Source organism: Paraburkholderia sp. SIMBA_053 (assembly GCF_046534895.1).
GTDB classification, from domain to species: Bacteria; Pseudomonadota; Gammaproteobacteria; order Burkholderiales; family Burkholderiaceae; genus Paraburkholderia; species Paraburkholderia caledonica.
The window spans coordinates 44,893-69,374 of record NZ_JAWRXU010000022.1 but is presented as its reverse complement, the minus strand read 5'-3'; the positions used below and the strand labels follow the sequence as shown (position 1 = coordinate 69,374).

37 protein-coding genes and 2 pseudogenes are annotated in these 24,482 nt (G+C 59.8%); 13 read left to right on the top strand and 26 right to left on the bottom strand.

Features of this window, described 5'->3' with window-relative positions; genetic code table 11:
• Window positions 1–53: 53 nt before the first annotated feature.
• Window positions 54–500 (top strand): annotated as a pseudogene (locus tag SB753_RS33395) (ATP-binding protein); the annotation flags it as partial.
• A gap of 57 nt (window positions 501–557) precedes the next feature.
• Here the strand turns inward: SB753_RS33395 and SB753_RS33390 are convergent.
• Window positions 558–713: a hypothetical protein gene (locus SB753_RS33390; RefSeq protein WP_410804215.1), complete on the bottom strand. Its 156-nt coding sequence runs from the start codon at window positions 711–713 to the stop codon at window positions 558–560.
• Window positions 714–918: 205 nt separating this feature from the next.
• Here SB753_RS33390 and SB753_RS33385 point away from each other — a divergent pair, with 205 nt between their 5' ends.
• Complete coding sequence (locus tag SB753_RS33385) at window positions 919–1,332, top strand: GNAT family N-acetyltransferase (protein WP_408492390.1); 414 nt, start codon at window positions 919–921, stop codon at window positions 1,330–1,332.
• Window positions 1,333–1,456: 124 nt separating this feature from the next.
• Here SB753_RS33385 and SB753_RS33380 read toward each other — a convergent pair whose 3' ends face one another.
• The 4 genes from SB753_RS33380 to SB753_RS33365 form a co-directional block, all read right to left on the bottom strand.
• The gene (locus SB753_RS33380) at window positions 1,457–1,657 is read right to left on the bottom strand and encodes a hypothetical protein (protein ID WP_410804213.1); all 201 of its coding nucleotides are present in this window, start codon (window positions 1,655–1,657) and stop codon (window positions 1,457–1,459) included.
• Window positions 1,658–1,865: 208 nt separating this feature from the next.
• Window positions 1,866–2,225 (bottom strand): hypothetical protein, encoded by a 360-nt coding sequence (locus SB753_RS33375; protein WP_410804211.1) that lies wholly within the window; start codon window positions 2,223–2,225, stop codon window positions 1,866–1,868.
• Window positions 2,226–2,326: 101 nt separating this feature from the next.
• A complete protein-coding gene (locus tag SB753_RS33370) occupies window positions 2,327–2,914 on the bottom strand; it encodes a hypothetical protein (protein ID WP_410804209.1) in 588 nt (195 codons plus the stop codon).
• A gap of 92 nt (window positions 2,915–3,006) precedes the next feature.
• Entirely contained in the window at window positions 3,007–3,501 is a 495-nt protein-coding gene (locus SB753_RS33365) for a hypothetical protein (RefSeq protein ID WP_410804207.1), read from the bottom strand.
• A 354-nt stretch (window positions 3,502–3,855) separates the two neighbouring features.
• Here SB753_RS33365 and imuA point away from each other — a divergent pair, with 354 nt between their 5' ends.
• The 6 genes from imuA to SB753_RS33335 all read left to right on the top strand — a co-directional run bounded on the left by imuA (window position 3,856) and on the right by SB753_RS33335 (window position 10,419).
• On the top strand, window positions 3,856–4,563 hold the full coding sequence (gene imuA, locus SB753_RS33360) for a translesion DNA synthesis-associated protein ImuA (RefSeq protein ID WP_410804205.1): 708 nt from the start codon (window positions 3,856–3,858) through the stop codon (window positions 4,561–4,563).
• Window positions 4,493–5,971, top strand: a complete 1,479-nt coding sequence (locus SB753_RS33355; protein ID WP_410804203.1) for a Y-family DNA polymerase — start codon at window positions 4,493–4,495, stop codon at window positions 5,969–5,971. The genes imuA and SB753_RS33355 overlap by 71 nt, the downstream gene beginning before the upstream one ends.
• Before the next feature lie 3 nt (window positions 5,972–5,974).
• The gene (locus SB753_RS33350) at window positions 5,975–9,121 is read left to right on the top strand and encodes an error-prone DNA polymerase (RefSeq protein ID WP_410804201.1); all 3,147 of its coding nucleotides are present in this window, start codon (window positions 5,975–5,977) and stop codon (window positions 9,119–9,121) included.
• Between the two features lie 19 nt (window positions 9,122–9,140).
• A complete protein-coding gene (locus SB753_RS33345) occupies window positions 9,141–9,440 on the top strand; it encodes a DUF2471 family protein (protein WP_410804199.1) in 300 nt (99 codons plus the stop codon).
• Between the two features lie 191 nt (window positions 9,441–9,631).
• Window positions 9,632–9,775, top strand: coding sequence for a hypothetical protein (locus tag SB753_RS33340; RefSeq protein WP_410804197.1), 144 nt, complete (start codon window positions 9,632–9,634; stop codon window positions 9,773–9,775).
• A 104-nt stretch (window positions 9,776–9,879) separates the two neighbouring features.
• Window positions 9,880–10,419, top strand: coding sequence for a hypothetical protein (locus SB753_RS33335; RefSeq protein WP_410804195.1), 540 nt, complete (start codon window positions 9,880–9,882; stop codon window positions 10,417–10,419).
• Window positions 10,420–10,482: 63 nt separating this feature from the next.
• Here SB753_RS33335 and SB753_RS33330 read toward each other — a convergent pair whose 3' ends face one another.
• The 21 genes and pseudogenes from SB753_RS33330 to SB753_RS33230 all read right to left on the bottom strand — a co-directional run bounded on the left by SB753_RS33330 (window position 10,483) and on the right by SB753_RS33230 (window position 19,905).
• Complete coding sequence (locus SB753_RS33330) at window positions 10,483–10,650, bottom strand: hypothetical protein (protein WP_181424890.1); 168 nt, start codon at window positions 10,648–10,650, stop codon at window positions 10,483–10,485.
• 49 nt (window positions 10,651–10,699) lie between these two features.
• Window positions 10,700–11,068, bottom strand: coding sequence for a hypothetical protein (locus tag SB753_RS33325; protein ID WP_410804193.1), 369 nt, complete (start codon window positions 11,066–11,068; stop codon window positions 10,700–10,702).
• Window positions 11,069–11,097: 29 nt separating this feature from the next.
• On the bottom strand, window positions 11,098–11,328 hold the full coding sequence (locus SB753_RS33320) for a hypothetical protein (protein WP_110406232.1): 231 nt from the start codon (window positions 11,326–11,328) through the stop codon (window positions 11,098–11,100).
• A 4-nt stretch (window positions 11,329–11,332) separates the two neighbouring features.
• Window positions 11,333–11,524, bottom strand: coding sequence for a hypothetical protein (locus tag SB753_RS33315; RefSeq protein WP_110406231.1), 192 nt, complete (start codon window positions 11,522–11,524; stop codon window positions 11,333–11,335).
• 397 nt (window positions 11,525–11,921) lie between these two features.
• The gene (locus tag SB753_RS33310; protein ID WP_110406229.1) at window positions 11,922–12,257 is read right to left on the bottom strand and encodes a hypothetical protein; all 336 of its coding nucleotides are present in this window, start codon (window positions 12,255–12,257) and stop codon (window positions 11,922–11,924) included.
• 32 nt (window positions 12,258–12,289) lie between these two features.
• A complete protein-coding gene (locus SB753_RS33305; protein ID WP_110406228.1) occupies window positions 12,290–12,652 on the bottom strand; it encodes an FxLYD domain-containing protein in 363 nt (120 codons plus the stop codon).
• Between the two features lie 76 nt (window positions 12,653–12,728).
• Window positions 12,729–13,148, bottom strand: a complete 420-nt coding sequence (locus SB753_RS33300) for a hypothetical protein (protein ID WP_107708174.1) — start codon at window positions 13,146–13,148, stop codon at window positions 12,729–12,731.
• Window positions 13,149–13,165: 17 nt separating this feature from the next.
• The gene (locus SB753_RS33295; RefSeq protein ID WP_410804189.1) at window positions 13,166–13,378 is read right to left on the bottom strand and encodes a hypothetical protein; all 213 of its coding nucleotides are present in this window, start codon (window positions 13,376–13,378) and stop codon (window positions 13,166–13,168) included.
• A 41-nt stretch (window positions 13,379–13,419) separates the two neighbouring features.
• Window positions 13,420–13,653, bottom strand: coding sequence for a hypothetical protein (locus tag SB753_RS33290; RefSeq protein ID WP_410804187.1), 234 nt, complete (start codon window positions 13,651–13,653; stop codon window positions 13,420–13,422).
• 31 nt (window positions 13,654–13,684) lie between these two features.
• Complete coding sequence (locus SB753_RS33285) at window positions 13,685–13,942, bottom strand: hypothetical protein (RefSeq protein WP_132384576.1); 258 nt, start codon at window positions 13,940–13,942, stop codon at window positions 13,685–13,687.
• Window positions 13,943–13,958: 16 nt separating this feature from the next.
• Window positions 13,959–14,303, bottom strand: a complete 345-nt coding sequence (locus SB753_RS33280; protein WP_410804185.1) for a hypothetical protein — start codon at window positions 14,301–14,303, stop codon at window positions 13,959–13,961.
• Window positions 14,304–14,448: 145 nt separating this feature from the next.
• Window positions 14,449–14,928: a hypothetical protein gene (locus SB753_RS33275; RefSeq protein ID WP_171800699.1), complete on the bottom strand. Its 480-nt coding sequence runs from the start codon at window positions 14,926–14,928 to the stop codon at window positions 14,449–14,451.
• 70 nt (window positions 14,929–14,998) lie between these two features.
• Entirely contained in the window at window positions 14,999–15,205 is a 207-nt protein-coding gene (locus SB753_RS33270; RefSeq protein ID WP_216649347.1) for a hypothetical protein, read from the bottom strand.
• 27 nt (window positions 15,206–15,232) lie between these two features.
• The gene (locus SB753_RS33265; protein WP_146221199.1) at window positions 15,233–15,688 is read right to left on the bottom strand and encodes a hypothetical protein; all 456 of its coding nucleotides are present in this window, start codon (window positions 15,686–15,688) and stop codon (window positions 15,233–15,235) included.
• On the bottom strand, window positions 15,612–15,995 hold the full coding sequence (locus SB753_RS33260; RefSeq protein WP_410804182.1) for a hypothetical protein: 384 nt from the start codon (window positions 15,993–15,995) through the stop codon (window positions 15,612–15,614). Before SB753_RS33260 ends, SB753_RS33265 begins: the two co-directional genes overlap by 77 nt.
• A gap of 5 nt (window positions 15,996–16,000) precedes the next feature.
• Complete coding sequence (locus SB753_RS33255; protein ID WP_410804180.1) at window positions 16,001–16,660, bottom strand: tyrosine-type recombinase/integrase; 660 nt, start codon at window positions 16,658–16,660, stop codon at window positions 16,001–16,003.
• 502 nt (window positions 16,661–17,162) lie between these two features.
• Entirely contained in the window at window positions 17,163–18,059 is an 897-nt protein-coding gene (locus SB753_RS33250) for a DUF72 domain-containing protein (RefSeq protein ID WP_410804178.1), read from the bottom strand.
• A 128-nt stretch (window positions 18,060–18,187) separates the two neighbouring features.
• A complete protein-coding gene (locus SB753_RS33245; RefSeq protein ID WP_110406214.1) occupies window positions 18,188–18,526 on the bottom strand; it encodes a hypothetical protein in 339 nt (112 codons plus the stop codon).
• Window positions 18,526–19,158, bottom strand: coding sequence for a PAAR domain-containing protein (locus SB753_RS33240; RefSeq protein WP_410804176.1), 633 nt, complete (start codon window positions 19,156–19,158; stop codon window positions 18,526–18,528). Before SB753_RS33240 ends, SB753_RS33245 begins: the two co-directional genes overlap by 1 nt.
• Window positions 19,159–19,274: 116 nt before the next feature.
• Window positions 19,275–19,582: pseudogene (locus SB753_RS33235) on the bottom strand (DUF4148 domain-containing protein).
• A gap of 110 nt (window positions 19,583–19,692) precedes the next feature.
• On the bottom strand, window positions 19,693–19,905 hold the full coding sequence (locus SB753_RS33230; RefSeq protein WP_027780548.1) for a hypothetical protein: 213 nt from the start codon (window positions 19,903–19,905) through the stop codon (window positions 19,693–19,695).
• 179 nt (window positions 19,906–20,084) lie between these two features.
• Between SB753_RS33230 and SB753_RS33225 the strand changes: the two genes are divergently transcribed.
• From SB753_RS33225 to yfcF, 5 genes are all read left to right on the top strand, one after another.
• Entirely contained in the window at window positions 20,085–21,002 is a 918-nt protein-coding gene (locus SB753_RS33225; protein WP_110406212.1) for a Ku protein, read from the top strand.
• A complete protein-coding gene (locus tag SB753_RS33220; RefSeq protein ID WP_110406211.1) occupies window positions 20,999–21,943 on the top strand; it encodes a tetratricopeptide repeat protein in 945 nt (314 codons plus the stop codon). The genes SB753_RS33225 and SB753_RS33220 overlap by 4 nt, the downstream gene beginning before the upstream one ends.
• Window positions 21,944–22,430: 487 nt before the next feature.
• Window positions 22,431–23,018 carry a GNAT family N-acetyltransferase gene (locus SB753_RS33215; RefSeq protein ID WP_410804173.1) on the top strand — a complete coding sequence of 196 codons (588 nt, stop codon included), beginning with the start codon at window positions 22,431–22,433 and terminating at the stop codon, window positions 23,016–23,018.
• Between the two features lie 98 nt (window positions 23,019–23,116).
• Window positions 23,117–23,578: an ASCH domain-containing protein gene (locus tag SB753_RS33210; RefSeq protein ID WP_114200318.1), complete on the top strand. Its 462-nt coding sequence runs from the start codon at window positions 23,117–23,119 to the stop codon at window positions 23,576–23,578.
• A gap of 211 nt (window positions 23,579–23,789) precedes the next feature.
• Window positions 23,790–24,422 carry a glutathione transferase gene (yfcF, locus tag SB753_RS33205; protein WP_410804171.1) on the top strand — a complete coding sequence of 211 codons (633 nt, stop codon included), beginning with the start codon at window positions 23,790–23,792 and terminating at the stop codon, window positions 24,420–24,422.
• Window positions 24,423–24,482 lie beyond the last annotated feature (60 nt).

The window sequence follows — 24,482 nt, the reverse complement described above, 5'->3', positions numbered from 1 at the left end:
GAACCGGCGTAAAACGTCATTCGAAGACCGCGAACAAGCGTTGACAGTCGGTACGAGATCATCTGGCAACCGCGATCGGTGTGCAGGCTCTCGAACATCATCGCCGCCGGGTGCGCTTCTTCTCCACCATCGAGCTGGTCAACGCACTCGAACAGGAGAAGCTCGTGGGCAAGCCCGGACAGCTCGCCACACGACTTATGTATGCCGATCTTGTGGTGCTGGACGAGCTCGGCTATCTGCCCTTCAGCCAGACCGGCGGTGCGTTGCTGTTCCACCTGCTTAGCAAGCTCTACGAACGAACCAGCATCATCATCACCACCAATCTGAGCTTCGCCGAGTGGGCCAGTGTGTTTGGCGATGCCAAGATGACGACCGCGCTGCTCGACCGGCTTACGCACCACTGCCACATTGTAGAAACAGGCAACGATAGCTATCGTTTCAGAAACAGCACGACACAGCCCAAAAAGGAGAGAAAGAAGACCCAGATACCCACCGAATAACCCGCAAAGCTGGTCCAACGGGTGGGTCAGAATTCAATGCAAATCGTGGGTCAGGATTCAGTGCAAATCAACAGCGGCGAAGGAAGCAGCGGCGCTGGGCGGAAGCGAAAATTCCTGTCGCACCATCAGAAGCACCGTAGACGCCACAAATAGAATAAACAGGGCCGCCAGCATGTTTCTTGCAAATTTCGGGTAGACGTTTATGCGATTCATGTGGGTTTCGGAGGACGTGTCTAAGGTTAACTGCGGTTAACGGCCGGCATACTGAAAACTTTATGTGAGAACGTGGGTGACCGGACGGTCTACTCGCATGCGCTCGGCGCGTCGAAGCCTGAGTGATTACTGCCCCGCAGCGGTCGCCATCGTCATTGAGATGTCGCGACCTTCACCGTCTGATACTGTAGAGAGCGAACCGACAATGGACAAAGGTCGCGAAGTTCGGGCCATCCTCAGCCCAGAAGACGTCGAGGACGATGTATTGCGGCCGCGGGTCGCTCGAGAGTGGCGTGATCGCTGGTCACACTGTTTCGTAGCGGCGGTCGGCGGGATCGAAGCCGGGTTAATCTTGTTCGATTTTTATCGCGAAACTTTGGACGGATCAATTCAACAGGTGTTTGTGCTAGACCGTTTTCGAAAGCTTAGGATCGCCACAGAGCTTATGGAATGCGCCGAAGCCGAACTTAAGAAGTTGGGCGCCACGCGTGCTCGACTTAATCCGTACGCACTCGGGCGAGAGCGCGGCGACCCCGACACACCGACGCTGATCCGCTGGTACTCGAGCCTAGGGTTCATCGCCGACGAGACAACGATCACGATGACGAAGGTTCTCTAGCACTGGGAGGACGGGTAAGCACATGGGATGGGCGGCTGCTCGGGCGGGGCCCGAGAGGAAGTGTTTCATGCTGCCGGAGGAAGCCTGTCATGCCTAAGCGCATCACCAAACGGCTCCGGACATCCTACTTCGGCACCGCATCCGACTCTTCGTAGCAACGCATTGCCGCTTGCAGGGGAGTGGCGCCCATCCAGTGTTGCCCGTCGCCGGATTTGACACCGCCGCTAGTCACCTTGCCGATACATGCGATGAATTGGTTGCCTAGCTCTGCATCGGCAATGTGCCCGACTACGATTCCCAGTTGTTTCAGGTCGTCCAAGGTCATTTTTTCGTCCCTCATGTTTGGTCTGCAGTCAGGACTGCTCGCGGGTATTAGACCGCTCCGATGAGCGGCATGTTGCGGCCAACGGGCCGTATATACTGTACGTTTGTACAGTATATACCAGCGTCGGCGGCAATGAGTGGCCGCCGCTCCGCCGGGCTGCCGCTGGCCGTCTCTATTTCACACTGCTGATGACTGCTTGAGGGATCGATTATTGGAGGCGATCGAAGAAGCCATACTTCACATCGGTTCGCTCGATCTTTGCAAACTGATCGATATAAAGGTCAACCCGGCTAAACGGGGGCTTGATAATTACGCCGTCTCGACTAGCCAATGGCAGGCTGACTTCTATCCACTTGTCGGGACGGACGAACATAGGCGTATAGAAGCGCTCTGCTCCGCCGGGCGACAGCTGGCGACGCGTTATGCGGTCGTTTTCGTTAAGAATGTAAGCCACCGGCTCACGCGCCCGCGATGAATAGTGGAGCACGAGCACCGGACGACAGAAATACCATGTGACGAGCAGCGGCGCGCCGACTGCCGCGGTCCATTTCAGCCATTTCCAACGCATCGTTCAAACGCCCGCGCTGGTGCGGCTCCGACCCGCGAGGACCGTCGTCGACTCGCGCCGCGTGGGCTGTCGCGCGCATAACCCCAGGCGCCGGCTACGGCTCACTTGGACGCGCATCTGTTGAAGAACACTTCCGCGCTAGTCAACCTTAACGGACGCTCATCCTTCACGAAGGTGATGGAAAGGCGGGTTAGCATCTGCGACGCCACGCACGGCCCGGCTGGCAGATCGTAATTGACTTCCTGCACGCATTCGTTTTTCGGGAAACGCTTTCGGGTGCGCAAGTTATCCACTGTTGCCGCGGCGCCCTTCAGTTGCCCTTTCATATAGGTGAAGTCCGGCCGCTCGAACGAGAAGCCTGCGAACAGTTCCCTGTAATCAGTGAACACGCTAAAAAGCCACGCGATCTTCTCTCGCGTCGGCCTGTGGTTATCTCGCAGTTCTCTGCCCGGCGGGGCGTTAGTAAGAAGCTCAAAACGCTCTCTATCAGCGTATCGCGAGAAAGCGCCGGCATCGGGGAAGTGCTGAAAGAAGTTCCGCTGTAAATCGGCAAGATCCGAAGCGGTGAAGCACTGGTCTGTCGGAACTACCACCGCCGCAATGCTCGATCCGGACAGCGCGAACGTTGCCGCCGTGGCGAGCGACACGAGGGCTATTTTCGTGCGATTGATTGTTTTGGTTAGCGTCATCTTGCTCGGTGCATACTCGATGGCCGGGTGAAGGGCATCCGAAATCCGGTTCGGCCAACCTGGCGCGACAGTCGATGGTCTTTGAACGGCGCTTAGTTAGCCGTTTGCCATCCCTCGTTCGACAGGACAACCGGCAGCGTCGCTTGGCCCTTTCCTGTCATGTCGCTCGCGAGCTCGGGATAAGCGGATCTCAATTGCTCGTTGTCAGCCCACTTCGGAGCGTCGGTAATTTCGTAGGCGTAGTAGACAGTGGTGCCGGTCGCGCTTCCGATGGTCACCGACGCATCCCATTTCAGTATCTTCGTCAGCTTGATGTTTCCGTAGCAAAAGCGGCCGGTTTGCTGATTCGGATATGGCTGAAACGGTTCACGGACCAGGATCTTCTTGCCCTCGTCGGTAAGAGAGAAAATCGCCTTCTTACGGAAATTGGTCGATGCGTTTGGGCCCGCTTCTTTGACTGTCGCGAGCCCCGCGCTCACGAAACCGACGCCGGCGTCGTAGAAGGCGTACGGATTGCCATGATCCGCGGGCTCTGCAGAGGCCGGCCACGAGACGGCGGGCAGGCAGCGCTGCGGACTTGAGGCCAATTTCTGTTTTACGGCCGCGCTGAAGTTTTCTTCGTTAGGGGTCGACCTGTTCGAACAGGCGGTCAGGGACGATGCAGCCGCAATCGAAACGACAAGGGCGAGCACAAAGCGGATTTGCATAGTTTGGCGGTGGGTGAACGAGAGATCGGCAATCTATCACGCCGCGTCACAACCGGCATCAGCTAGCATCACGAAATAAAGTCAAACCGAATACAAGGTCTCTATCTCACAGCACCCGTACGAGTTGCACCGGTGCAATGTCCGCAGATGATATGACCCCGAAATTCCAAAGAACATGCGATGTCGTCCAGGCTATACTGTGTTTTTATACAGTACTTGCCACCGGAGGGAGCCATGAATGCCGTTATGCTGCCCGAGACGATTCATCCGGACCTGTGGCGCGGCAATCAGCTGGCTCACGCCCGGTCGCGCGTCGTTGATTGCGGCGACGAGAACCTTGCGCGGGAATTGCCTGGCGGTGGCTGGTCACGCGGCGCACTGACCGATCTGCTTGTGCAGCAGACGGGCTGCGGCGAATTACGGCTGCTTCGTCCTGCATTCGAGCAGTTATCGTCCAGGACTGTTGCCATCCTGCAGCCGCCTCATGACCTTCAGCCGACGGCTCTCGCTTGGTGGGGACTCGATCCTTCAAATGTCATGACGGTCAAGGCGCCGCGCACGGCCGATGCGCTGTGGGCCGCGGAGCAGATTCTGCGCGCAGGCACATGTGGTGCTCTGCTTTTCTGGCAGAACCACGTGCGGCCCGAATCGCTGCGCCGACTGCATCTGGCCGCGCAGGCGTCCGAGTCGCTCTTTTTCATGTTGCGACCGCTTGCGACGACGCGCGACGCCTCCCCGGCGCCGCTTCGGCTTGCGATCCGGGCCGCGAAGGACGGTGTCGATATCCAGTTCATCAAACGCCGCGGCCCCGCACGCGATGAGCCGCTCTTCGTCCCGCTGACGCCTTCCCCGATTCTGAACGTAAAACGCAATGCAACTGTGGTTAGGCGTCCATCTCCCGTCGCTGTGCCTCGAAGTGTTCCGGACGAAGTGGTCGCGTGAAACCTCGGACCCGGCCAACGGTATTGCCGTGCTCGAGAAAGAGCGCGTCATCGCCATGGACGCGCGGGCGCGAGAGGCGGGCGTCTGTATGGGCATGCGCCGCGGCGGCGTACTCACGCTTGCCCCCGCTACTGTCATGCATGAGCGCGACAGCGCGGCCGAGGTGAACACGGTGCGCGAGGTCGCCACAGGCCTGTTGAATCTTTCGCCGCAAGTGGTCATAGCGGAGGAAAGCACTGTGCTCGTCGACGTGTCAGCAAGCTTGCGGCTCTTTGGGGGCATCCGGTCGTTGCGCCGCATGGCGCGCCGCGTCGCGGATGCTATCGGCATGACCGCGACCGTCAGCGTTGCACCAACGGGACAGGCGGCATGGTTGCTCGCGCGAGCTCGTGGCGGTGTGGCGCTGTCGCACGATTCTCTTCACCGTACGCTGGCCGGATTGCCGGTGGGCCTGCCTCCACCCGCGCGTCGCCATATGGACTGGCTCACTGGCATCGGCTGCGATACGGTTGGACAACTGATGCGACTGCCGCGTGCAGGTTTGAAGAAGCGTTGCGGGACAGCGTTGCTGGATCTGCTCGACCGCGCCAATGGAGATGCACCCGAAGTGTATGAATGGTTTGAGACGCCGCCGACCTTTCAGGCGCGCGTGGAACTGCCGGATCGCATCGAGCACGCCGAGGCCTGTCTGTTTGCAGCGCGCCGGCTCGTGGTAAAGCTAACCGGCTGGCTGTCGCAGAAGCAGCTTGCCGTGACGCGCATTGTTCTGCTGCTCGAGCACGAACGCGGTCGCGATGCCATCGAGCCGACCGCCGTCGAAGTCTCGCTCGCGGAGCCGACGTGGCGCGAGGATCACCTCTTACGGCTGCTCAAGGAAAGGCTTGCGCGCGTGGCACTCTCCGCGGCCGTCATTGCCCTGCAACTGGTTGTACAGGAAGTGAAGGAGGCGGAAGCGGCGTCCGATTCGCTCTTTCCAGAGCCGGGCGGTACCGCGTCCGATCACGCGCGGCTACTCGAACTGCTGGTTGCGCGCCTCGGCGCGGAAAACGTGCTGCGCCCGGCGCCGGTTGCTGACCACCGGCCGGAAGTCGCCGCGCGCTGGGTGTCCGTGACGGACAGCAAAACAAAGTACGTGCCGCCGGCGAGCGATACGCCGCGTCCGACATGGTTGCTAGAACAGCCGCTGAAGCTCCTGATGCGGGGCGAACGGCCCTTCTATGGCACGCCGCTGCGCACCGTGTCGTCCGGCGAGCGCGTTGAAGCGGGGTGGTTCCAGGGCGAGCCGGTCACACGCGACTACTTCGTCGCGGAAGCCGACGATCACATCTGCTACTGGATCTTCCGGGAACGCATAGGCGCGGTCGACGAGGATGAGGCGCGCTGGTATCTGCATGGTCTCTTCGGATAAGCCATGTCGTATCCGTCGTTCGCCCTGCCCGGCTATGCTGAGTTGCAGTGCTTCTCCAACTTCACGTTCCTTCACGGCGCGTCACATGCCGAGGAACTGGCCGCGCGCGCGGCGCAACTCGGTTATGAGGCGATCGCTGTCACCGACGAATGCTCGCTCGCTGGCATCGTGCGCGCGCACGTCGCGGCGAAAGAGGCGGGCATCAAGCTGCTCGTCGGCGCGCATTTCCGGCTGACCAATTCGGACGGCTCTCCTGCCCTTGCGTTCACGGCGATCGCACAGAACCGCGACGGATACGGCAACCTGTCCGAACTGATTACGCTCGCACGCACGCGCACGGCCAAGGGCACGTACCTGCTCTACCCGCACGATCTCGACCATCCGGACCCGCCGTATGCGCATCTGCGAGCCCTGCCCGACTGCCTGATCATCGTGACGCCTGAATTCCCGGCGAAGGAAGCGCGCCTCGACGCGCAGGCCGAATGGGCCGCACGCACGTTTGGCGAAGATCGCTGCTGGATGGGTCTGACCTTGCACGCGCGGGCGCTGGATGACATTCACCGCAATGTCGTGCTCGACGTCGCCGAGCGACATGGTCTGGACGTCGTCGCGACAGGTCAGGTACTTATCCACGTACGATCGCGCAAGCCTCTGCAGGACACGCTCACCGCCATCCGGCTTAACCGCCCTGTCACTGAATGCGGCTTTGAACTCGCGCCCAACGCCGAACAGCATCTGCGGTCGCGTTTGCGGCTTGCCAACGTCTATCCGGCGGACGCATTAGCGCAGACGCTGAACATCGCCGGCCGTTGCTCATTCATGCTGGACGAACTGCGTTACGAATACCCCGACGAACTGGTGCCTCCGGGCACTACGCCGAGCGCCTATCTTCGTGCGGAGACCTATCAGGGCGCGCAACGGCGCTATCCGCGCGGCATCCCTCACAGCGTTCAGGTGCAAATCGAGCATGAACTGGCGCTGATCGCTGATCTGAAATACGAGTCGTATTTCCTGACGGTGTACGACATCGTGCGCTTCGCGCGCAACGAGGGCATCCTGTGTCAGGGGCGTGGATCTGCCGCCAATAGCGCGGTCTGCTACGTTCTGGGGGTTACGGAAGTCGACCCTGCCCGCAGCAGCATGCTGTTCGAGCGGTTCATCAGCAAGGAGCGCGGCGAACCACCGGACATCGACGTGGACTTCGAGCACCAGCGTCGCGAAGAGGTCATCCAGTACATCTACCGGAAGTACTCCCGCACACGGGCGGCGCTCGCGGCCGCGGTGACGACCTACCGGCCCCGCTCCGCGATCCGCGATTCTGGCAAGGCGCTTGGCATCGACCCTGTCATCGTTGACCGCGTCGCAAAGGAACATCACTGGTTTGATTCGAGCGCGGATCTGGTAAGGCGATTCGTGGACAGCGGCCTTGATCCCGAGACGCCGATGATCCAGCAGTGGGCGACGCTGGCCGCGCAGCTGCTCGGCTTTCCGCGTCATCTGTCGCAGCACACGGGCGGCTTCGTGATCGCCCGCGGAAAGTTGTCCCGTCTCGTGCCGGTTGAGAATGCGTCAATGCCAGATCGCACCGTGATCCAGTGGGACAAGGACGATCTGGAAGCGCTCGGCCTGCTGAAGATCGACGTGCTCGCACTTGGCATGCTGTCGGCGATCCGCCGCGCGCTTGAACTGGTGTCGCAGCGGCGCGGCGAGCCGTTTGAAATGCAGGACATCCCGCCCGAGGACGAAGCGACTTACGACATGATCTGCGCGGCTGACACCGTCGGCGTATTCCAGATCGAGTCGCGTGCCCAGATGAGCATGTTGCCCCGTCTAAAGCCACGCGAGTTCTACGATCTCGTGATCGAGGTTGCGATCGTGCGGCCGGGCCCGGTGCAGGGCGGCATGGTGCATCCGTATCTGCGCCGGCGTCAGGGCATCGAGCCCGTGTCCTACCCCAGCCCCGACGTCGAGCAGGCGCTGAAACGCACCCTCGGCGTGCCGATTTTCCAGGAGCAGGTCATGCAGGTCGCGATGCTCGCGGCAGGTTTCAGCGCCGGCGAAGCCGATCAGCTACGCCGGGCGATGGCGGCATGGAAACGCAAGGGCGGCCTGCAGCACTACCATGACCGGATCGTCGAAGGCATGCTTCAGCGCGGCTACGACCGGGAATTCGCCGAGTCCATCTTCGCGCAGATCCAGGGCTTCGGCGAGTACGGCTTTCCTGAAAGTCACGCGGCAAGCTTCGCCCTTCTTGTCTACGCAAGCTGCTGGCTCAAGCGTCATGAACCTGCGGCGTTCCTTTGCGCGATGCTCAACAGCCAGCCGATGGGCTTCTACTCGCCTTCGCAGCTTGTGCAGGACGCGAAGCGTCACGGCGTTGGCGTGCTGCCGGTCGATGTGACCATCAGCGACTGGGATTCTGCGATGGAAGGCGATGGCAGTATGGCGCCCGTTCGGCTTGGCATGTCCGTCGTTCGCGGCATGCGCGAGGAAACTGCCCGGCGCATTGAGGCGGCACGCGCAGTCAGGCCGTTTCGCGACGTCGCCGATCTTGCCAACCGCGCACAACTCGACCGCCACGATCTGCAGGTGCTGGCGGCAGCGAACGCGCTCAAGCCGCTCTCCGGGGACCGCAGGCGGGCACTGTGGGCGGCAGTCGGCGCGGTGCCCGACAAGGATCTGTTACGCGCGACGACACGCGAGGAAGAGGCGCCGGCACTGACGGCCCCAACGGAAGGACAGGACCTGATCGCGGACTACCGATCGACTGGCCTCACGCTCGGCCGTCACCCGCTTGCGCTGCTGCGAGAAAAGCTGCTGTCCATGCGGCTGATGCCCGCCGAAGCGTTGATGCGCTATCGCAATGGACAGCTCGCGCGGGGATGCGGGATTGTGACCGTGCGGCAGCGCCCCGGCACCGCGAACGGCGTGATGTTCATGACGCTGGAGGACGAGACGGGGTCGGTCAATGTCATCGTGTGGCAGTCGGTGCTCGAGCGGCAACGGCGCGAGGCGCTCGGAGCGTCGCTGCTCGCGGTGTATGGCGTTTGGCAACGCGAAGGCGACGTGACGCACCTTGTCGCGCAACGGCTCGTCGACGTGTCGCATCTGCTCGGCGAACTGCCGACGGCGAGCCGCAATTTTCACTGAAACAACGAGGAAAGAAACGATGGCGAACTACAACGTCCTGTTTGACGCGCAGGCGGCCGCTGAGGAAGTAATACCGCGCGTTGTCGAGCGTCATCGCTCGAAAGGCATCCTGACCTGGAAGCTGCTTCATCAGATGGAAGAGGAAGTGCTGGCCGAGGTAACGGCTGGCGGCAGGTTCAGTGACCGGTTGCTGCAGATGATCTGTGCGCCTGCTGTGCTGGAGTATCCGAACGACGACCGGCCCGCGTCGTTCGAGGGCCACGATTTTGTGCCGATTATCTTTGGCGCGCTGGAGCGGGCCTGGCGGCAGGTCCACTAACGGCGGCGAGTCGCAAGCGTGCGCCGCGGGTACCGGTTGGCCGCGCGGAGCCCTGTCCTTGACGTGAGGCTTGCCTGCGATACAAGGGATACAACATACGCACAGACTAAGAGACGGCAATGATGCATCGCAGACAACCCAAGATTTACGCCACCCTTCGCCGCCGATTTTGCCGGGAGGCGCTAACACGCATGGGCTTTCAGAAAACGAGCACGAGCGGCTCAACACTGGTCAAGCTCGGCGCGATGCGGACGCCGTACGCCACGGCTAGTCAGGATGGCGAATTCTGGCGGGTGACGCCGCTCGTCTCGCGGCGTGTCTGGTGTCCGCGCTAATATTTGCACTTCCACGTTTCAGGCGCGCCCCTCAGCCACTGGCGCGAGCGCAACCTGGCACCCGCCTTGCTCAACGTTCATTGCCGCCAACGGGGAGAAAGGTCATGTGCTACGGAAATCCCGACGAACTCCTTCAGCTTGTCATCGGCAAGCGCGCCCTTCCGAAGAATGATCTCGGCCACACACCGCTCGATGATTTCGAGCATTTCTGCGCGTACACCGGTTGTAACGAGCAGGAACTTGGTCCGCGAGCTTTTGCTTTCATCAGGCTCGCGTATGTGACCGCAGGGTTAGCCCGTCGCAAGTATAAAAGTGCCGGACTGGACCTGGAACTGCAGAACGCTTGCGCGGATATCGGCATGCTGCTACGCGACCGCCCCCCCGGCACAACCGCAGACATCACCAGCGACGCAGTGTTGTACTGGGACGCCGGAAAGCTTTGTGGCGCGAGCCTGTCCCTCGACGAGCCGTACGTCGTAGCGCTTCCTATAGACCCCGAGGACTTCCTGCCCGAGGTCCGGGTGGCGGTCACGAACTGGCTGGGGCGGCCAACCTTCAGTTACCGCCCTTCCCTTTTGGAGTGGCTGGAAGATCCGCGGGCGGTAGATCGGGTATCGCAAGTACCGCCCCCGGGGCGGGAATGACGAGAGTTTTCCGTTCCTTATCCGTCATGCTTCCGCGCGCTCTGCTTTTCCCTCGTCCCGCGCTCATGCGTCTTCGAGGGCTTTGCGCGCTTCGGCGGACATTTCAAGCAAGCCTGCGTCTACTTCCGCAAGCCATCGGTCGCGCATCATCAGCGCGTCGCGCTGAGCTTGCGGATCGCGTTCATTTTTGATCACCGCAGCCACCTTCTGCACGTTGGCCAAATCAACCACTGTCTCCTGTTGCCGCGCGGCCGGCGCGAGCGGTTTTCCGACTTGTCCGTCAGAAGTCGAAATATGGATAGCCGTTTCCGGCCATCGCTGTCATCAAATTCATAAAGACACCCCATACGCCGACCGCTCCGGCGACGGTGAATAACACGAGTCCAGCCAGCCTAGGTCGCAATATGATGGCCATGGCACTCAAGAGTAGGGACACTACCAGCATGGCAGCGAAGCAATTCCGTGCATCGCTGGCGAGATATCCATATCTAGCCCACGGAGAATCAACCCACGAAGCGGCGTATGCCAGAAACGAGTATCCGGTGAACATGCCAACAAGGAAACCCCAGCCCACGACTACACAGAGCAGCCCGTATCGTCGACCGGATTTTTCTCGTTGCGGAATCGCTCCTGTTGACGCTTCGCCCATTAGTTCGCTCCTCAGCTAGTCCAGTTTTCCTACGCCTTCTGCACGTTGAAGTTTGCCGCCGCGTACCGTGCATTGCATGTCCAGACTTCTTCCCCGTTACGGTAGAAAACTGCCCAACCCTTTGCGACGGTCATGCTGGCTTGCGGAAACACTGCGCTGTGACCGTTGAGCGCGGCCGAGATTTCGTTGCGCTCCCGGCACGTCGCCCAATACTCGCCGTCGGCTAAGACTTCGCGCGCCATCTTTGCCAAGTTTTCCATAGGGCTAGTCCGATTGCGCGAAGCGCCTGCGCAGGTGTGCCCGCAATGCGGTTTCAGTGGAAGCCTCGTCGTCCTTGCTCGCTTCATACCAAACGTCCGCGTAGGCCTCTGCTCGCACCTCATTAACGCCTTGTTCAGAGGCAAACTGGCGAGCGATGCGCCGCGCCTGGTCAATGTCCTGCACTTCGTTGGTCATCGATTGCTCCCGTTTTCCTGCGCGGCCCGCGCGACCGCGCGAGCGCTTTTCCTATTTGTCCCACGGTCCTAATACTTCAGACTCGTGCACTGGATGCCACTCAAGATCTGCTGTTTGACATTGGCATGGCATTGTGCGGCTGTCTGCTCAACGACCTGTTCATTGTCACGCAGGCCGGCTCCTTTGTTGGTGTACACGCATCGCGACGACGCGGTCGTACCGTAGAATTCATAGACGTCAAGGGACACCTGCCGGGGTGAATCTGGATGAGGCGTAGCGCACGAGACGACAACGGTCGGCAGTGTGCCTGCCGCACTAGCGCTCATGCCCGCCAGCAGCGCAGGGATTGCTAAAGCACAGATCGCCAACATGCGCATGGTCCGTCCTTCTTTTCCTGTTAATCGGCCAGTTCGAGCTTGCGTGACGTGTGCGCCTCAATGTTGGGAGGTGTTCGCGCAATCCCCCACGCTTGAAGTAGCCCATCGAAAGAGGGAGCCGCCACGGTTTTGAGGACTGGGAGCGCCTGCCCGGTCAGCCGATACTGGACTCTTGCGTTGCCGCTCGCTCCGGGTCGTTTCATGCGTTCTAGCACGCCGTGTCGTACACCGTATTGGACCGCATCAGAAGCATCGCGCGAGTTAAGTACGCCGTTGGCCGCAATCTGAGCAACCGTCGCTGGCTGATGCTGACGCAGCCACTGCATAAGCTTTTTCGCATTGTCGTGTGACTTCATGAGTCGCCCTCTCCTGGCATAGCTTTTCCTGTTCAACTCGGCGCAGATGTACGAACGCGGATCAAAGAAACTTTCTTGACCATTCCAAAGAAACCCGCACATTGGAAGCGAGCAGTCTCACCGGCTCCCAAGTGGGCAATTGTTGCCTGGGGATTCCCTTGGGAGACAATGCCGTCAGCCGTGTATCCCTTGAATTCGACAGTGACGTCGACTTCCCGATTGCTTCGATTCACCACAAGGCCGATAACGTTGTTATTCGGTCCCGGCTGGTAAGAAATGTCCATCTGCTGCGCCAGATCACCATCGAACGTCGTATCGGCAAACACACTCGCACTCACAAACACTGCCGCAACGATCACAGCCTGAATAGCGCACTTCACAATTTGCTTTTGCATTGACTTTGCCTTGATGCCGGCACGGCCGGCGTTTTCCTGTGTGGCCCGCGCGACCGGCGCGGGCGCTTTTCCGACGTCAATGCGAAACAACTGCGCCGAGCAACATACCGGTCAACAGCGGCCCGAAAACGGACGGGCTCTGTCCAGAGTCAGCCCCCTTGTTCTGAGGGCCAAGACGGCTCGCGATTAGTGCCAGCGCGGCGTTTTGCTCTTGTTGCAATCCGACTTGGAGAGCGAGCAGCTTCTCGCCCGGCGTGGGATCGTCAATCCCGACCAGCTTGCAAACCCGCAAAATGTTTTCATCGAAGCGTTCTTTCTGCCGGTCAGGATTGCGCAAACCTTCAATGAACTCGTACATCTGCGCGCGTGACGGTTGTCGATTCAAGAACTCTTCCAGCTCAGCCAGCAAGAAAGGATTGTTTCCGCAAATCGTCCGCGCTTGCGTCATTTGGTCGACAGTCGCGCGGTCGCTGCTTCGTGTGTCTTGAGTTGCCATTTTGTTTTCCGTTGCGTTTAGAGCGGCGTAAACTGGCACTCGGTATCCAGCACCACGCGGCCATCGTCCAGATGGATAATGCGACGATGCGGTTCGTCTGCGTCGTCCCGCAGCACGACACCCTCAACCACCCGCGACGTATCGTGATGGAAACAGACAGCTACTCTCTTTCCGGCCAGCGCTCCTTGCTTCGGAAATTCGGTTGCCGTGATGTTTGCTTTGACGCCCATGTTCGTATCCTTTATCTGCGTTCGCCGGTCACCGGCTTTTCCTACAGTTCTTGGTTAGCGAGCCACATCAGCGCCCCATCGCGCTCGCTACCCGCGATAGTCGTCCACGAGCGGCCTTGCTCATCGACAGCGACGCAGCCGGGTTGCCAATGCTCGGGGTTGCGCAGTTCGTTCACCCAACCCTGAACCGCGCCTTGAAAAAACACTACGACGCCACCCTTGCCGATAAGCGCTTCTTGCTCCCGATAGTGACGCGCGGCATCGACCAATGTCATAGATGCTTCTCCCGTTTTCCGTTGTATCGACTCAGAATGGAATTACGATGCCTTCGAGTCGCGTGTCGTCTGCCTCGACTTGACGTGGCAATCCGTGGTCGGCGGTGGCTTGCTCGACCATCGCACTTGTGAGGTCGCGCCACAGCTCCAGAATTGCCTTTTGAGCGCTCCGCGCCTGCGCCTGTACATCGAAGTCGTCAGAAGACGTACCCGTTTCGCCCGTGTACTTGCGAATCTCGCGCTCAGTTGCGACGGTTAATTCGTTGTATGTCAAAACTGGTTGTTTCACGAATACTCCGATTTTCCTAGGCACCGTGTGCCGAACAATAACCGCCTTCCGCGCGCTGCGCTTTCCACTCATCCGGTTCAAGCCACGTAGCGCCGACGATGAAATTTCTGCACCGCTTCCCTTGCTTCGTCCGCGCGGAGCAGTACACGGAGCCTTGCGATTCCCGCCACTCGATGTACTCGGGAACGGTCAGACCCATCAACTCGGCAAACAATCCTTCCTTGTCCGTCGTCAACCGGTGCGCTTGCTCAGGCGTCAACGCTGCCGTCGAGCTACCACCAAGCGACGGCACGCCAATGACGAACTGGCAACCGGCATCTTGCGCGACTCGCAGTGCCGCGATGAAATCAGCTTTATCCACGTAATTTCCCTAGACATTCAGGCGCATAGACCGCGCCGCTTCTCGAATTCGTTTCGCCGCCTCTTGCGCAGTATCGGACACCGCTGTCCAGTCATGGTGCCACCACTGGATGACTTCGGCCGCTTGCCGTCGTTTTCCGTCGGGTCTACCGCCAATTTGAAAAATCCAAGTACGATGCAAATCTATCGTGGATTAGCTTCACTTCTCGCGTTGCCCATTCGCGTGTTTCCTCGATGAGTCGAGAAGCCTCGTTGCGCTCAGCCTCGGTAGCCGCTTTGCGGACCGCGACCATCGCATCGCCACGCTCCAACGACTTTTTCTCCACAGCGTCGACAAAGTGCTTGATATCTGAGCCGAAAAGAAATTTCGCGTTGGCAGCCTCGCGGCGAAACTCCATCACTTCCTTAACGTCGATGAACCGCTTCGAGTCAAGCATCAGGGAAATGAAGGCCCACGTTTGAAGGAAGACTGCATGCCGCTTGTCGAAAAGGTCCAGCTTAAATTTCGCACGCGCAATTCGATATTGGCGAAAGGCAATTCCCGCTGCGATTAAGCCGATAATCAGCGTCACAAACGCCGCCGGCAAGCCCTTCACGAGTTCCGGGATGAGGGCGACGGTGTTCAAAGTTGGGGGCGCGGGCATTGTCGATCCCATTTTCAGTGCCGCACGCGGCGGCCTATTTTCCGTTGTCCGGTTACTTGCGCTCGCGAGCGCGCGCAATTGCGTCGGCTGCGATGGTCTGCGGCGTTTCCAATACGACGCCACCATCCCATTCCAATGTCACTGCCGACCCACAGGAAGCACAGGTAGATGCTTCGCCGTCGTGCGAATCACCTTCGAGGTGTTGGTTGCCACGCTTACCGCATGCGGCGCATTTATAGACGTACAGAACCTCGCTCACGGCGCCCTCCAATTTTCCGTGGTGTCGTCAGTGAAGCCGTGTTGCGTCGTCAGCGGCACCGGTTGCGATCCGCTCGCCATGTGCGCGCAGCAGCCCGAGGCGTTCGCGATCGTAGATCATCCCCCATCGAGCGCGCGCCAGCTTGCGAATCGTATTCGCAGCTTTCTGGTAGATGCGTGCGATACCAGGGAGCCCTTTGTCATCGGCTTCACACGAAAGACGTTCAAGCGATTCGACGTTGTATTCAGCTTCGGCGCGCAACGCGAATGACTCGCTGGCGTGTGCGCCGGGTTCTGGCAGCTTCACGCCAAGACGCTCCGCAATTTCTTCGGTCGCCTGCTGAAAACCGGACCAGAAAGCGTCTGTACGCCCTTCCGCGACTGCGAGCACTTCAACCAGCGTCTTTTCAACACTCGCGCGCCACAACTCGTTGTTCAGCTCCGCGCTCGAAGTCGTTTCCTGTTCTTTCTGTTGGTTTGTCATGGTCATCCTCTTTGTTTGACGGCTCCGAGCGCTTTTCCCTGTTCGTGTTATCGGCACTCGTGCGCCGAACTTGACGCAATCGTAGTAGCCATTGGTACTTGGTAAAGTGTTTTTGAAGCCGGTCCAGCAACCCGCTCTCATGCACGAATTCCAGCACTTTCGCGCTGCGTGCCACATACCGGGGGATCGTTCGCGCCCCCGTGGCGTAACGCTTGTAGCCAACGTAATCAACCTGCAACAAGTCGGCCATAGCCTCTTGGGTCAGGCCGATTTGATCGCGGATACGTTCAAGTTCTTCTGCCGTCATTGTTTCTAAATTACCCCCGCGACAATCGCGCCTAGACGCACAGGATCGGCGTCAATCAACCGCTTTGTCGCGGTCAGCGTCTCGTGTCCAAGTAGTTCGTTAATGTGCCGAAGATCGTAGCCGGTTCGATGCAGCCGCACGGCAAACGTTCGGCGTCCTGACATTGCGCTTGCCCCCTCGATACCTGCTTGAGAGTGCAGCTTGCGAAACAGTTGGCTCAGGGAATCGCAGGAGTAACTGACTGCTCCGGTGGCGGTCTTTCGCGTCATTAGCCGGTACGGCTTTCCGTCGCCCGTCAAGAACAGAGGCGACTCTGGATCGAGGCCGCGATATGCGGCCTTGCGCGTCGTAACTCCGTGCCCACTCTCAATGCGGTACGCCACGTACTTGTCGATTGCGTTGACTACCTTGGCATTGGACCACCACAACGGGCGCTCCTTCCCGTTGTAGGCGATTTCGACGGCGATCTTCGACTTCTCAAGCAAAGTCCCGTCGCCTTTGAGGTATGCGGAAACCGGCAGGCGCGCGACCTCGGTGAGCATCATGCCCGTGCCATATATAACCATGAGCAATGCGACGTTGCGCTCGCGGCTCTCGCCCGAAATGGCCGAGACTTTCAGCAAGTGTCTTAGGCGTGCGTCTTCAATGTAGGGGGTTTTCGCCATGCTTTTCCAGACACAAAAGCGTTCTATTCAGAGGTTGCGACCGTCAGAATAGCTGCCAACCAGGCTCGACGCAAGGCAAGACGGGAAATCCTCGGAAAAAGCCGCCCATGAAAAAAAGCCGACCGCGAAGGGTCGGCTGAATGATTCTGCCCATTTCCGAGGGTCGTGGCAGAACCTGAGAGACCCTCAGGATAGCGCCGACCCGCACGGTCTGAAACCCCGATAAGACGGTCAAAGCGGTGTCTTTTCTGGCCGCCGGCGAGCGCTCTCCGCGGCAAGGGCATACGGAACTGTGATTTGACGGGCGGGGCGTCAACAGCCGGACTGACAACGCAGGTCGACGCGGCAAGCGGGGGGCGGGAAAGCCTGTCCTCCAGGTTCCTGTCTGCCTGACCGAGGAACCAGACGGCGACGGCAAAGGTTACGTTGGCCCGTGAGTCCCGGACCAATGCGTAAGTTTGCCGACTGTGGGATCGTGCCCGGCCAAAACGCGCCGTTCGGCTTACACCTCGATTCCGTCTAGCAGCCGTGTCATCGTTGCGGCGTTGCGCTGCGCGACGTCGCGATAACAGTTGTTGAACAGGACGTGCGTACGCGCTACACGCCGTGCAATTTGCGCGATCGATGGCGCAAGCTCGCGCAATTCCGGATCACTGTAGTCGTAGTTAAACCGCTCGGCTGCCGACTCGGCGCCACTCCAGGTCGACGCGTTGCGGCCGTGCAGTCGCACAATCGCCAGCTCAGGCGATGTCGCCTCCCACACAGAGTGCGCGCGCTTTGCCACGCCTTCCGGCGCGTCGACGATGACGTGCACGATCCCGCGCTCCCGCTCCATTGCCAGCGTCGACTCACGGTGCTTCTCGCCAAACCAGCTTTCGTGCCGGAATTCGAATGCCGTCAAAAAGGGATGCATGCGCTCAGCACAGTGTTCAACGTGCGCCCTGGCTTTCGGCACCGCGGTCACCCAGTGAGGAAACTGGAAAAGCACTGAGCCAAGCTTGCCGGCCGCGTGTAGCGGCTGCAGCGCCTCGAAGAAGCGCGCCCACAATTCATCGAGCACCGCCGGCGGAATGTCCTTGTAGTAGAGGTTCTTCTTGCTGGTGACAGGTAGATCTGCCTGCAGATCCTTCGGGAAAAATCGCGGCTCCGTCTGGTGGCCGGTGAACAGCCGGAAAGCCTTCACGTCAAAGACGAAATCCGCAGGCGTGCGCTCGACCCATAGCGCGCTGTTCGTGGCGCTCGGCATCGCGTAATAAGACGAATCGACTTCAACGAGCGGGAAAACGCTCGCGTAGTACCGCAGGCGCGCCTCAGCGCTAGCGCAGCCGGGAGGGTAGAAGGCTCCGGACTCAATCAGCGTCCTGTCAGTCCAGGAAGCGGTGCCCACCAGAATCGACATGCCAGTCTCCGCTGAGATCGGAGCGACCATTCTGCCACGGTCGTGCCTGCACTAAATGCAGATCGCCGGGAGCCGTTTGCACGTCGCCTCCTCCGGCCGCCAGGGGACCCATTGCCGCTCGCGGTGCGTTACGGCTTTTTGCCCCACCATGAACGTTTTCCGGTTTCCGGGGGCGTCGTACCCGGTCCAGAGGACGACCCAGATGCGTCATGATCGCTTTCAGTGGTGAGCGCAAGATGGCTCTTGAGGAACGGCGAACGGCCGGCAAGAATGAGCAGGATCATGCCGCCCAGCCGACGTGCGAAATCATCATCGAGCCGGTTATCAAAGTCTTCGAGCGGCACGTCGACGCTGGTGCTTTTCTCGATGGCTGCCGCCACCAGATCCTGCGGAACATGATGATACGAAATGGCCTTTGCGTCCTCATCGAATAGCGTGATCACGCACGTCTTGCGCTTGGCTTCCATTAGTAACCCCTGCACTGTTGATAACGCTCAAACGCCCGCTGCGAGCAGGCCAGAAAATACGCGGGATTTTTATACATGGCTCTGGCAGCATTGCATGTTTCCATGTCGAGTTCGTACTGCGCATGGCACTCGGCCTCGTCGTCTTCGCTCACGCCTCGCGCGGCCAGTTCCATCACATCCCCGCTATTCGCCGCGTTGCTGGCAAAGGCGAGCGGCGCCGACTGCTTCAGCCCGCTCCCCGCTGACCCAGAGATTGCGCTTGGCGCCGGGGTCGAAGCTGCCGGGTTCTGCGCATACACATGGGCCGTGGCCCGCTGCACTACTGGGTCTGCCGGCGAGCCGTCCATCGACATTGACATTGTGCTTTGCGAAGCGATGAGCCGCGGCAATGGATTGCATCGGCACAGACAGAGATCATCACTCAGTGCGGTTTGTCTGCCATCGGGACCTGCCTTTGGCCAGCGGGGACCGTCACACAGAATCTTGCCAGTGCTGTGGCATGCAGGGCAGCTCACCGCGTCGCCTTCAAACGCGAGAGGCAAGCCATCACAGTGCATGACGGCCGAGCCTTCGGTTACCGTGCCGCCCGCGGTGGTGCTGTCGCCTTTGCGTATATAGTAACGCTTGACCATGCGCGCCTCCTTTTCATCGGACGAAATCGCATGGTACGACCGGAATCGGCATCCGCAAAGGGGAACTCCCACCGGGTTCCCGGTTGTCCTAGGGACCGTCAGTAATTTCACGCCCATCATCCGGGCCGCGGCCGCTGACATTCGGTCTGAAACCAGTAGTCGACGAGGCGCTGTGCCGCTTGCAGGTCATCGCGGTAATACGGATCGTCGCGCCATAGCGACGGAGCATAGCCCGCTTTCATAAGCGCAGCCAGCTCACTCTGGTGCTGCGCCATGGTCGGGGGCGCATTCGACTTCAGCGCCGAGAGTTCACGGCATTCTGTCGCGTTAGATAAGGGCGGTTATACGGCAGGCCGCGGGCCGCGCAGCCGAGCAGATAGGTCGAAGCGAACATTGCCGCCACGACTGCGCATCGTCTGGTCATATCGCCGCCCTCCCGGCACCGCCGAACTTGGCCCGGTGCCCAGACAGATCAACGGCCTGCCCGGCTGCACCGTTCCCTCAACGCAGGCCTCCGGGCGTTCCATGGCGTCGCTATTTGTCGCCGCTGCCAAGCTCGCTGTGCTTGTGCGAATGCGTCGCGCCGTGGACCAGTTCATAGTGCGCGCCCTTGCCCGAGCGGGTCGGCGGAAAATGCTCGCCTTCGACGCACGTCACCTCGAATTCCGGCCCGTCGCCGCCCTCCTTCACTACTTTGTAGATCCCGGACGTCTTAACGATCTCGCCTGGCTTATGCTGGTCTGCCATTTCTGCCTCTCCTTTTGATGGATTGATCCGTCCTGTCAAGCAAGTGGCGCGCCCGTCTTCCACAGGGACGCCATCTGCTGAATGTGGCCACTTGCCGGCCCACAAACGAGTGCTAATCTGTTTGCATCGCCCCGGCGCGCTCAAGCGCCGCCTTTTCTTCTGTTCATCAGGAGACGCCCATGGCTGCCCGTTCAATTGCATCGCTCTCGCTTTCTTTTGGACTGGTGTCCATCCCTGTGCGGTTGTATTCGGCGACCTCAGCGTCCGAGACCATCAGCTTCAATCTGCTCGCTCCGGACGGCTCCCGCGTCCAGCAGCAATACGTGTCGAAAGCCACGGGAAAGGTGGTCGAGCGCGTCGAAATGCAGAAAGGCTATGAGTTCGAGAAAGACAAGTTCGTCGTTTTCACAAAGGACGAACTGAAGGCGCTCGAGGAAAGCCCCAGTCACATCGTTGAGATTCTGGCCTTCCTGCCTGACCAGTCCATCGACCCGGTCTACTACGACAAGGCGTACTTCGTCGCGCCCGACAAACGGGGCGGCAAACCATACTGCCTGCTCAAGAAGGCCCTTCTGGCGAGCAAGCGATGTGCACTTGCGTCATGGAACTGGAAGGCCAAGACCCATATGGTCCAGGTGCGGGCGACCGACGACGGACTCATCCTTCAGCAACTGCTGTGGGGCGATGCTGTTCGCTCACTCAAAGACCTAGACATCGACGACGCGCCCGTCACCGAAAATGAATTGCAGCTTGCCCTCAAGATCATCGAGCAGGGCGAAACCGAGCGCTATGAGCCGGAAAAATACGAGGATAAGGAAAAGAAGCGCGTGCTCGAAGCGATCGACGCGAAGATCGAGGGCAAGCAGGTTGTGACGCCGCAGGAAAATGCGGCCCCCGACAGCGGCCAGGTGATCGATCTCATGGAAGCGTTGCGCGCAAGCCTTGCGAGAAACGCAAAGCGTACCGCATCGCCTTCTCGTGCGAAGTCACCAGCCCCTGTCGCCGAGCTCCCCGCGAAGCCTCGCAAGACGGTGAAGCGGGCAGAAAAAGTTGAAGAGCCCGTGGCCGCGCCCACTAAAACGCGGGCACGACGGTGACGGGCCGCTCGACCGTGCACACCTTTTCGCTACGGGAAGTGCAATCGCTTCTCGGGGTCTCGCGCAGCGCCCTGCGGACCCTGGTCGACGCCGGCTTTGTGCAGCCGTCGCACGGCGCGCGTAACGATCTGCGCTTCACCTTTCGTGACGTGGTGCTGCTGCGCACGGCGTTGAAACTGCGCGGTTCGCGGATACCGCCTCGACGAATTCTCAAGGCGCTCTCACGTATCAAGGATCAGTTGCCTGATGCCGCGCCCCTAACGGGCGTGCGTATTACGGCAGTCGGCGACGCGGTGGCCGTGGCGACCGGAGACGCGCAGTGGGACGCCGTCTCTGGCCAGCTGCTTCTGGACTTCGAAATCGCGGAAGTGAAAGGCGACGTGACGTTTCTCGACAATGCGCCGGCCAGCGTGAGTGCACGGAGGAAACAGGCCGAAGACTGGTATTCGCTTGCCGAGCAGTTGCAGGCGACCGACGCTGTCGGCGCAGAGGCCGCTTACCGCAAGGCGATTGAGCTTTCGCCGGAGCCAGACTTCCACGCCTACAACAACCTTGGCGCCCTGCTTGCGAGCGATCACAATCGCTGCGCACACGCTCTCGAAGTGTTCGATGAAGCGCTGCAATATTTTCAGGACGCCGAACTACTGCACGCAAATCGCGCGGTGCTCCTGGAGGAAGCCGGCCGCCTTGAAGAGGCCGCCGCCGGCTACCTGCACTGCGTTGAGATCAACGGAAAGAACGACCAGGCGGCACTGAACCACGCTGTATTGCTTGAGCAGCTAGGAAGAGTTGACGAGGCTATGGCGGCCTACGCGCGCTGCCTCGAAATCAACCCGGCCAACGAGGAAGCCTTGCGCCACCTCACGCGACTCCACGAGCAGAACGGCGATTCGCAGGCCGTTATCCGCCATCTAAGCGCATGGCGACGCTTCAACGGCTGACAAACCGCGGACACACCGCCGCACCGATGCCACCGCGTCGGGCAATAATCGGCCAGGAGCCGCCGGTCGAGGCGTCTATCCACTTTGCACGCCCGAGGTCTCGTCCGTCCCCGCGTAATGACCGGTTTCCGGCGAGCAAATTGACAGCGGCATTGCCTCAAGGCGGCCAGTTGGAGACACTCGACCTTAGTGCCCAGATCGCTAACAATCTATGAGAGTGTGCGGCGCTTGTTCCGCTCCCCGAGAGTGAGCCTTGGCCGCCAAGACACGTCGATCGGTTCACAAATTAAATTTAATGTGCCAATATAAGCCGCATGGAACTCCGTAACGTCCCGAGCCAATCTCATCATCATCACGGTCGCAAGCCATTGCGCCGTGGTTCGTTACGTCCATAGCATCGATTCGACCTCACTGGTCCAACTCCATGTGCAAACGACCAAGGCGCTCAAGGCGCCTTTTTTTATTTCTCCACCATCAAGAGCTGAAGATGACCGACCCGATAAGCTATCGACGCGCAACTATCGACGACATTTTGACAATCTGCGAACTGGGTCAAATCTTGAACGCGGTCCACCACCTGGCGCGCCCCGACATTTATGCGAATGCCACTACGGAGTTCGGTCGGGACAAACCACACTGGCTTTCTAGCCTTCAGGAAGAAGATCGAGCGACGTTTCTTGCCGAGCTTGGCAGCAAAGCGGCCGGCTTCATTACGGTTCAGATGGTGAAGCCGATAAGCCCAATGTTGCAGCCGATGGTCGTTGGTCGCATCGGCTCCGTCGCTGTCTCGGAACAAATGAGGGGGCGCGGGGTCGGCAGCGCTCTCATGAAGCTCGCAGAAGAGTGGGCGCGGAAGCGCGGTGCCGCCGACATGAGACTGGCCGTTTGGGAGTTCAACGAACAGGCCGTCGATTTGTACCATGAACTTGGCTATGAGATTCGTGCGTTCGAGATGGGAAAGCGGGTTCAGACTTCGGCGGATATGACCGCCAATGGATTTGGTGAGGCAACGGAAACGCCCTTAGCGCCCGCTTATCGTGCGACATCCAATGGTATCAATGGCCGCGTTCGCTGATCGGTCACTTTGAGACGTTCGACAGCACCGGATAGATGGTTGACAATCGGCGGCTAGGTGCCCCGATATAGCGGGCGCAATGAACAGGACTCTGTCGCATGGACAAGAATGTAGATGAGTTAATCGCTGAGTTGGCCGAGCGAGGCGTACATCTACCGAAAGGTAACGTCGGAATCGGCAGTTTCGGAGATTCAGAGGCGCTTTCAGAATCGCTGATCAACCTCATCCTGACTGGCGTAAAGCGCGGTACTTGCAGCTTGGTCTGGTCTTGGGGTTTCGACGGTACGACACTTCCTGCGGTCGGGGATATGGAGATCGTGCTTGACTGGCATGGTCAGCCAACGTTTGTTCGACGAGCCACGGAGGTGGAGATCGTGCCGTTTGACGCTGTGACCGCCGATTTCGCAGCTAGCGAAGGCGAAGGTGACCGCTCGTTATCGCATTGGCAAACAGAGCACTGGAGATTCTTCACCGACGAGTGCAAGCGAATTGGCCGGACGGTTGATAAATCGATGCCTCTCGTGTGTGAGAGATTCGAGGTCCTTTACACTTTCGCTTGAATACGCGATCCGAACGACCGCTGCCCTCGGTACCAAGCATCAAGCCCGGAACGCGTGCCGCCACTCGCAGCATGTTCCGCGTATGCAGGGCCCTCACCCGCCAAAAGCGGCCGGTCGACACCAGTTCCCAGATCGCCGACAATCACTCAAGCTGTTCATCTCGTTGGCTTGCACCGAGCCGCAAAAATTAACAATCACCCAGGATGGCGCCATGTCCGAGGCTCCGCTTCGCTTATATGCCGATGCACAGTTCGCAAGCCCATACGCGATGTCTGTGTTCGTCGCTCTTCAGGAGAAGCAACTGAAATTTGAGCTGTTCGCGGTTGATCTTGGAACCGGCGCTAACCACGAAGAGCGCTACGCTGTCGAATCGTTGACTCAGCGCGTACCTACGTTGGCACACGGCGATTTCTCGCTATCCGAGTCAACGGCAATCACCGAGTACCTGGACGAGACATTCCCTGAAACGCTGATTTATCCCCGTGACCGAAATCTTCGTGCGAGAGCGCGCCAACTTCAGGCGTGGCTTAGAAGCGACCTGATGCCCATTCGTCAGGAGCGCTCTGCGGAGGTAGTGTTTTATAAGAAGGAGGCTCCGGCGCTTTCAGCCGCAGCGGAAATGGCAGTGCAAAAGCTGTACTTTGCAGTCGGCCAGCTTCTCTCACAAGATGCATCGAATCTCTTTGGTGAGTGGTGTATTGCCGACACGGATCTCGCGGTGATGCTGAATCGCCTTGTCATGAATGGCGACAACGTTCCTGCGAAATTTGCGTCGTACGCGACGCGCCAATGGGAACGAGAGTCCGTGCAGCAGTGGGCCAAGCTAAGCAGACCGCCGCTCTGACCACCGATACAAGCTGCGTTGCTCGGCGCGGGACGGGAGTCGGCAACAAGCGCTCCCTTG

Excerpts from the sequence above, each read along its gene's own strand:
- imuA (WP_410804205.1), top strand. The coding sequence starts at position 3,856 with ATGAATGCCGTTATGCTGCCCGAGACGATTCATCCGGACCTGTGGCGC.
- SB753_RS33290 (WP_410804187.1), bottom strand. The coding sequence starts at position 13,653 with ATGACATTGGTCGATGCCGCGCGTCACTATCGGGAGCAAGAAGCGCTT.
- SB753_RS33230 (WP_027780548.1), bottom strand. The coding sequence starts at position 19,905 with ATGGCAGACCAGCATAAGCCAGGCGAGATCGTTAAGACGTCCGGGATC.
- SB753_RS33325 (WP_410804193.1), bottom strand. The coding sequence starts at position 11,068 with ATGGGCGAAGCGTCAACAGGAGCGATTCCGCAACGAGAAAAATCCGGT.
- SB753_RS33210 (WP_114200318.1), top strand. The coding sequence starts at position 23,117 with ATGGACAAGAATGTAGATGAGTTAATCGCTGAGTTGGCCGAGCGAGGC.
- SB753_RS33345 (WP_410804199.1), top strand. The coding sequence starts at position 9,141 with ATGGCGAACTACAACGTCCTGTTTGACGCGCAGGCGGCCGCTGAGGAA.
- SB753_RS33260 (WP_410804182.1), bottom strand. The coding sequence starts at position 15,995 with ATGACGGCAGAAGAACTTGAACGTATCCGCGATCAAATCGGCCTGACC.
- SB753_RS33305 (WP_110406228.1), bottom strand. The coding sequence starts at position 12,652 with ATGCAAAAGCAAATTGTGAAGTGCGCTATTCAGGCTGTGATCGTTGCG.
- SB753_RS33355 (WP_410804203.1), top strand. The coding sequence starts at position 4,493 with ATGCAACTGTGGTTAGGCGTCCATCTCCCGTCGCTGTGCCTCGAAGTG.
- SB753_RS33245 (WP_110406214.1), bottom strand. The coding sequence starts at position 18,526 with ATGGAAGCCAAGCGCAAGACGTGCGTGATCACGCTATTCGATGAGGAC.
- SB753_RS33225 (WP_110406212.1), top strand. The coding sequence starts at position 20,085 with ATGGCTGCCCGTTCAATTGCATCGCTCTCGCTTTCTTTTGGACTGGTG.
- SB753_RS33385 (WP_408492390.1), top strand. The coding sequence starts at position 919 with ATGGACAAAGGTCGCGAAGTTCGGGCCATCCTCAGCCCAGAAGACGTC.
- SB753_RS33380 (WP_410804213.1), bottom strand. The coding sequence starts at position 1,657 with ATGACCTTGGACGACCTGAAACAACTGGGAATCGTAGTCGGGCACATT.
- SB753_RS33320 (WP_110406232.1), bottom strand. The coding sequence starts at position 11,328 with ATGGAAAACTTGGCAAAGATGGCGCGCGAAGTCTTAGCCGACGGCGAG.
- SB753_RS33350 (WP_410804201.1), top strand. The coding sequence starts at position 5,975 with ATGTCGTATCCGTCGTTCGCCCTGCCCGGCTATGCTGAGTTGCAGTGC.
- SB753_RS33250 (WP_410804178.1), bottom strand. The coding sequence starts at position 18,059 with ATGTCGATTCTGGTGGGCACCGCTTCCTGGACTGACAGGACGCTGATT.
- SB753_RS33300 (WP_107708174.1), bottom strand. The coding sequence starts at position 13,148 with ATGGCAACTCAAGACACACGAAGCAGCGACCGCGCGACTGTCGACCAA.
- SB753_RS33215 (WP_410804173.1), top strand. The coding sequence starts at position 22,431 with ATGACCGACCCGATAAGCTATCGACGCGCAACTATCGACGACATTTTG.
- SB753_RS33375 (WP_410804211.1), bottom strand. The coding sequence starts at position 2,225 with ATGCGTTGGAAATGGCTGAAATGGACCGCGGCAGTCGGCGCGCCGCTG.
- SB753_RS33370 (WP_410804209.1), bottom strand. The coding sequence starts at position 2,914 with ATGACGCTAACCAAAACAATCAATCGCACGAAAATAGCCCTCGTGTCG.
- SB753_RS33315 (WP_110406231.1), bottom strand. The coding sequence starts at position 11,524 with ATGACCAACGAAGTGCAGGACATTGACCAGGCGCGGCGCATCGCTCGC.
- SB753_RS33265 (WP_146221199.1), bottom strand. The coding sequence starts at position 15,688 with ATGACAAACCAACAGAAAGAACAGGAAACGACTTCGAGCGCGGAGCTG.
- SB753_RS33335 (WP_410804195.1), top strand. The coding sequence starts at position 9,880 with ATGTGCTACGGAAATCCCGACGAACTCCTTCAGCTTGTCATCGGCAAG.
- SB753_RS33240 (WP_410804176.1), bottom strand. The coding sequence starts at position 19,158 with ATGGTCAAGCGTTACTATATACGCAAAGGCGACAGCACCACCGCGGGC.
- SB753_RS33340 (WP_410804197.1), top strand. The coding sequence starts at position 9,632 with ATGGGCTTTCAGAAAACGAGCACGAGCGGCTCAACACTGGTCAAGCTC.
- SB753_RS33390 (WP_410804215.1), bottom strand. The coding sequence starts at position 713 with ATGAATCGCATAAACGTCTACCCGAAATTTGCAAGAAACATGCTGGCG.
- yfcF (WP_410804171.1), top strand. The coding sequence starts at position 23,790 with ATGTCCGAGGCTCCGCTTCGCTTATATGCCGATGCACAGTTCGCAAGC.
- SB753_RS33255 (WP_410804180.1), bottom strand. The coding sequence starts at position 16,660 with ATGGCGAAAACCCCCTACATTGAAGACGCACGCCTAAGACACTTGCTG.
- SB753_RS33295 (WP_410804189.1), bottom strand. The coding sequence starts at position 13,378 with ATGGGCGTCAAAGCAAACATCACGGCAACCGAATTTCCGAAGCAAGGA.
- SB753_RS33310 (WP_110406229.1), bottom strand. The coding sequence starts at position 12,257 with ATGAAGTCACACGACAATGCGAAAAAGCTTATGCAGTGGCTGCGTCAG.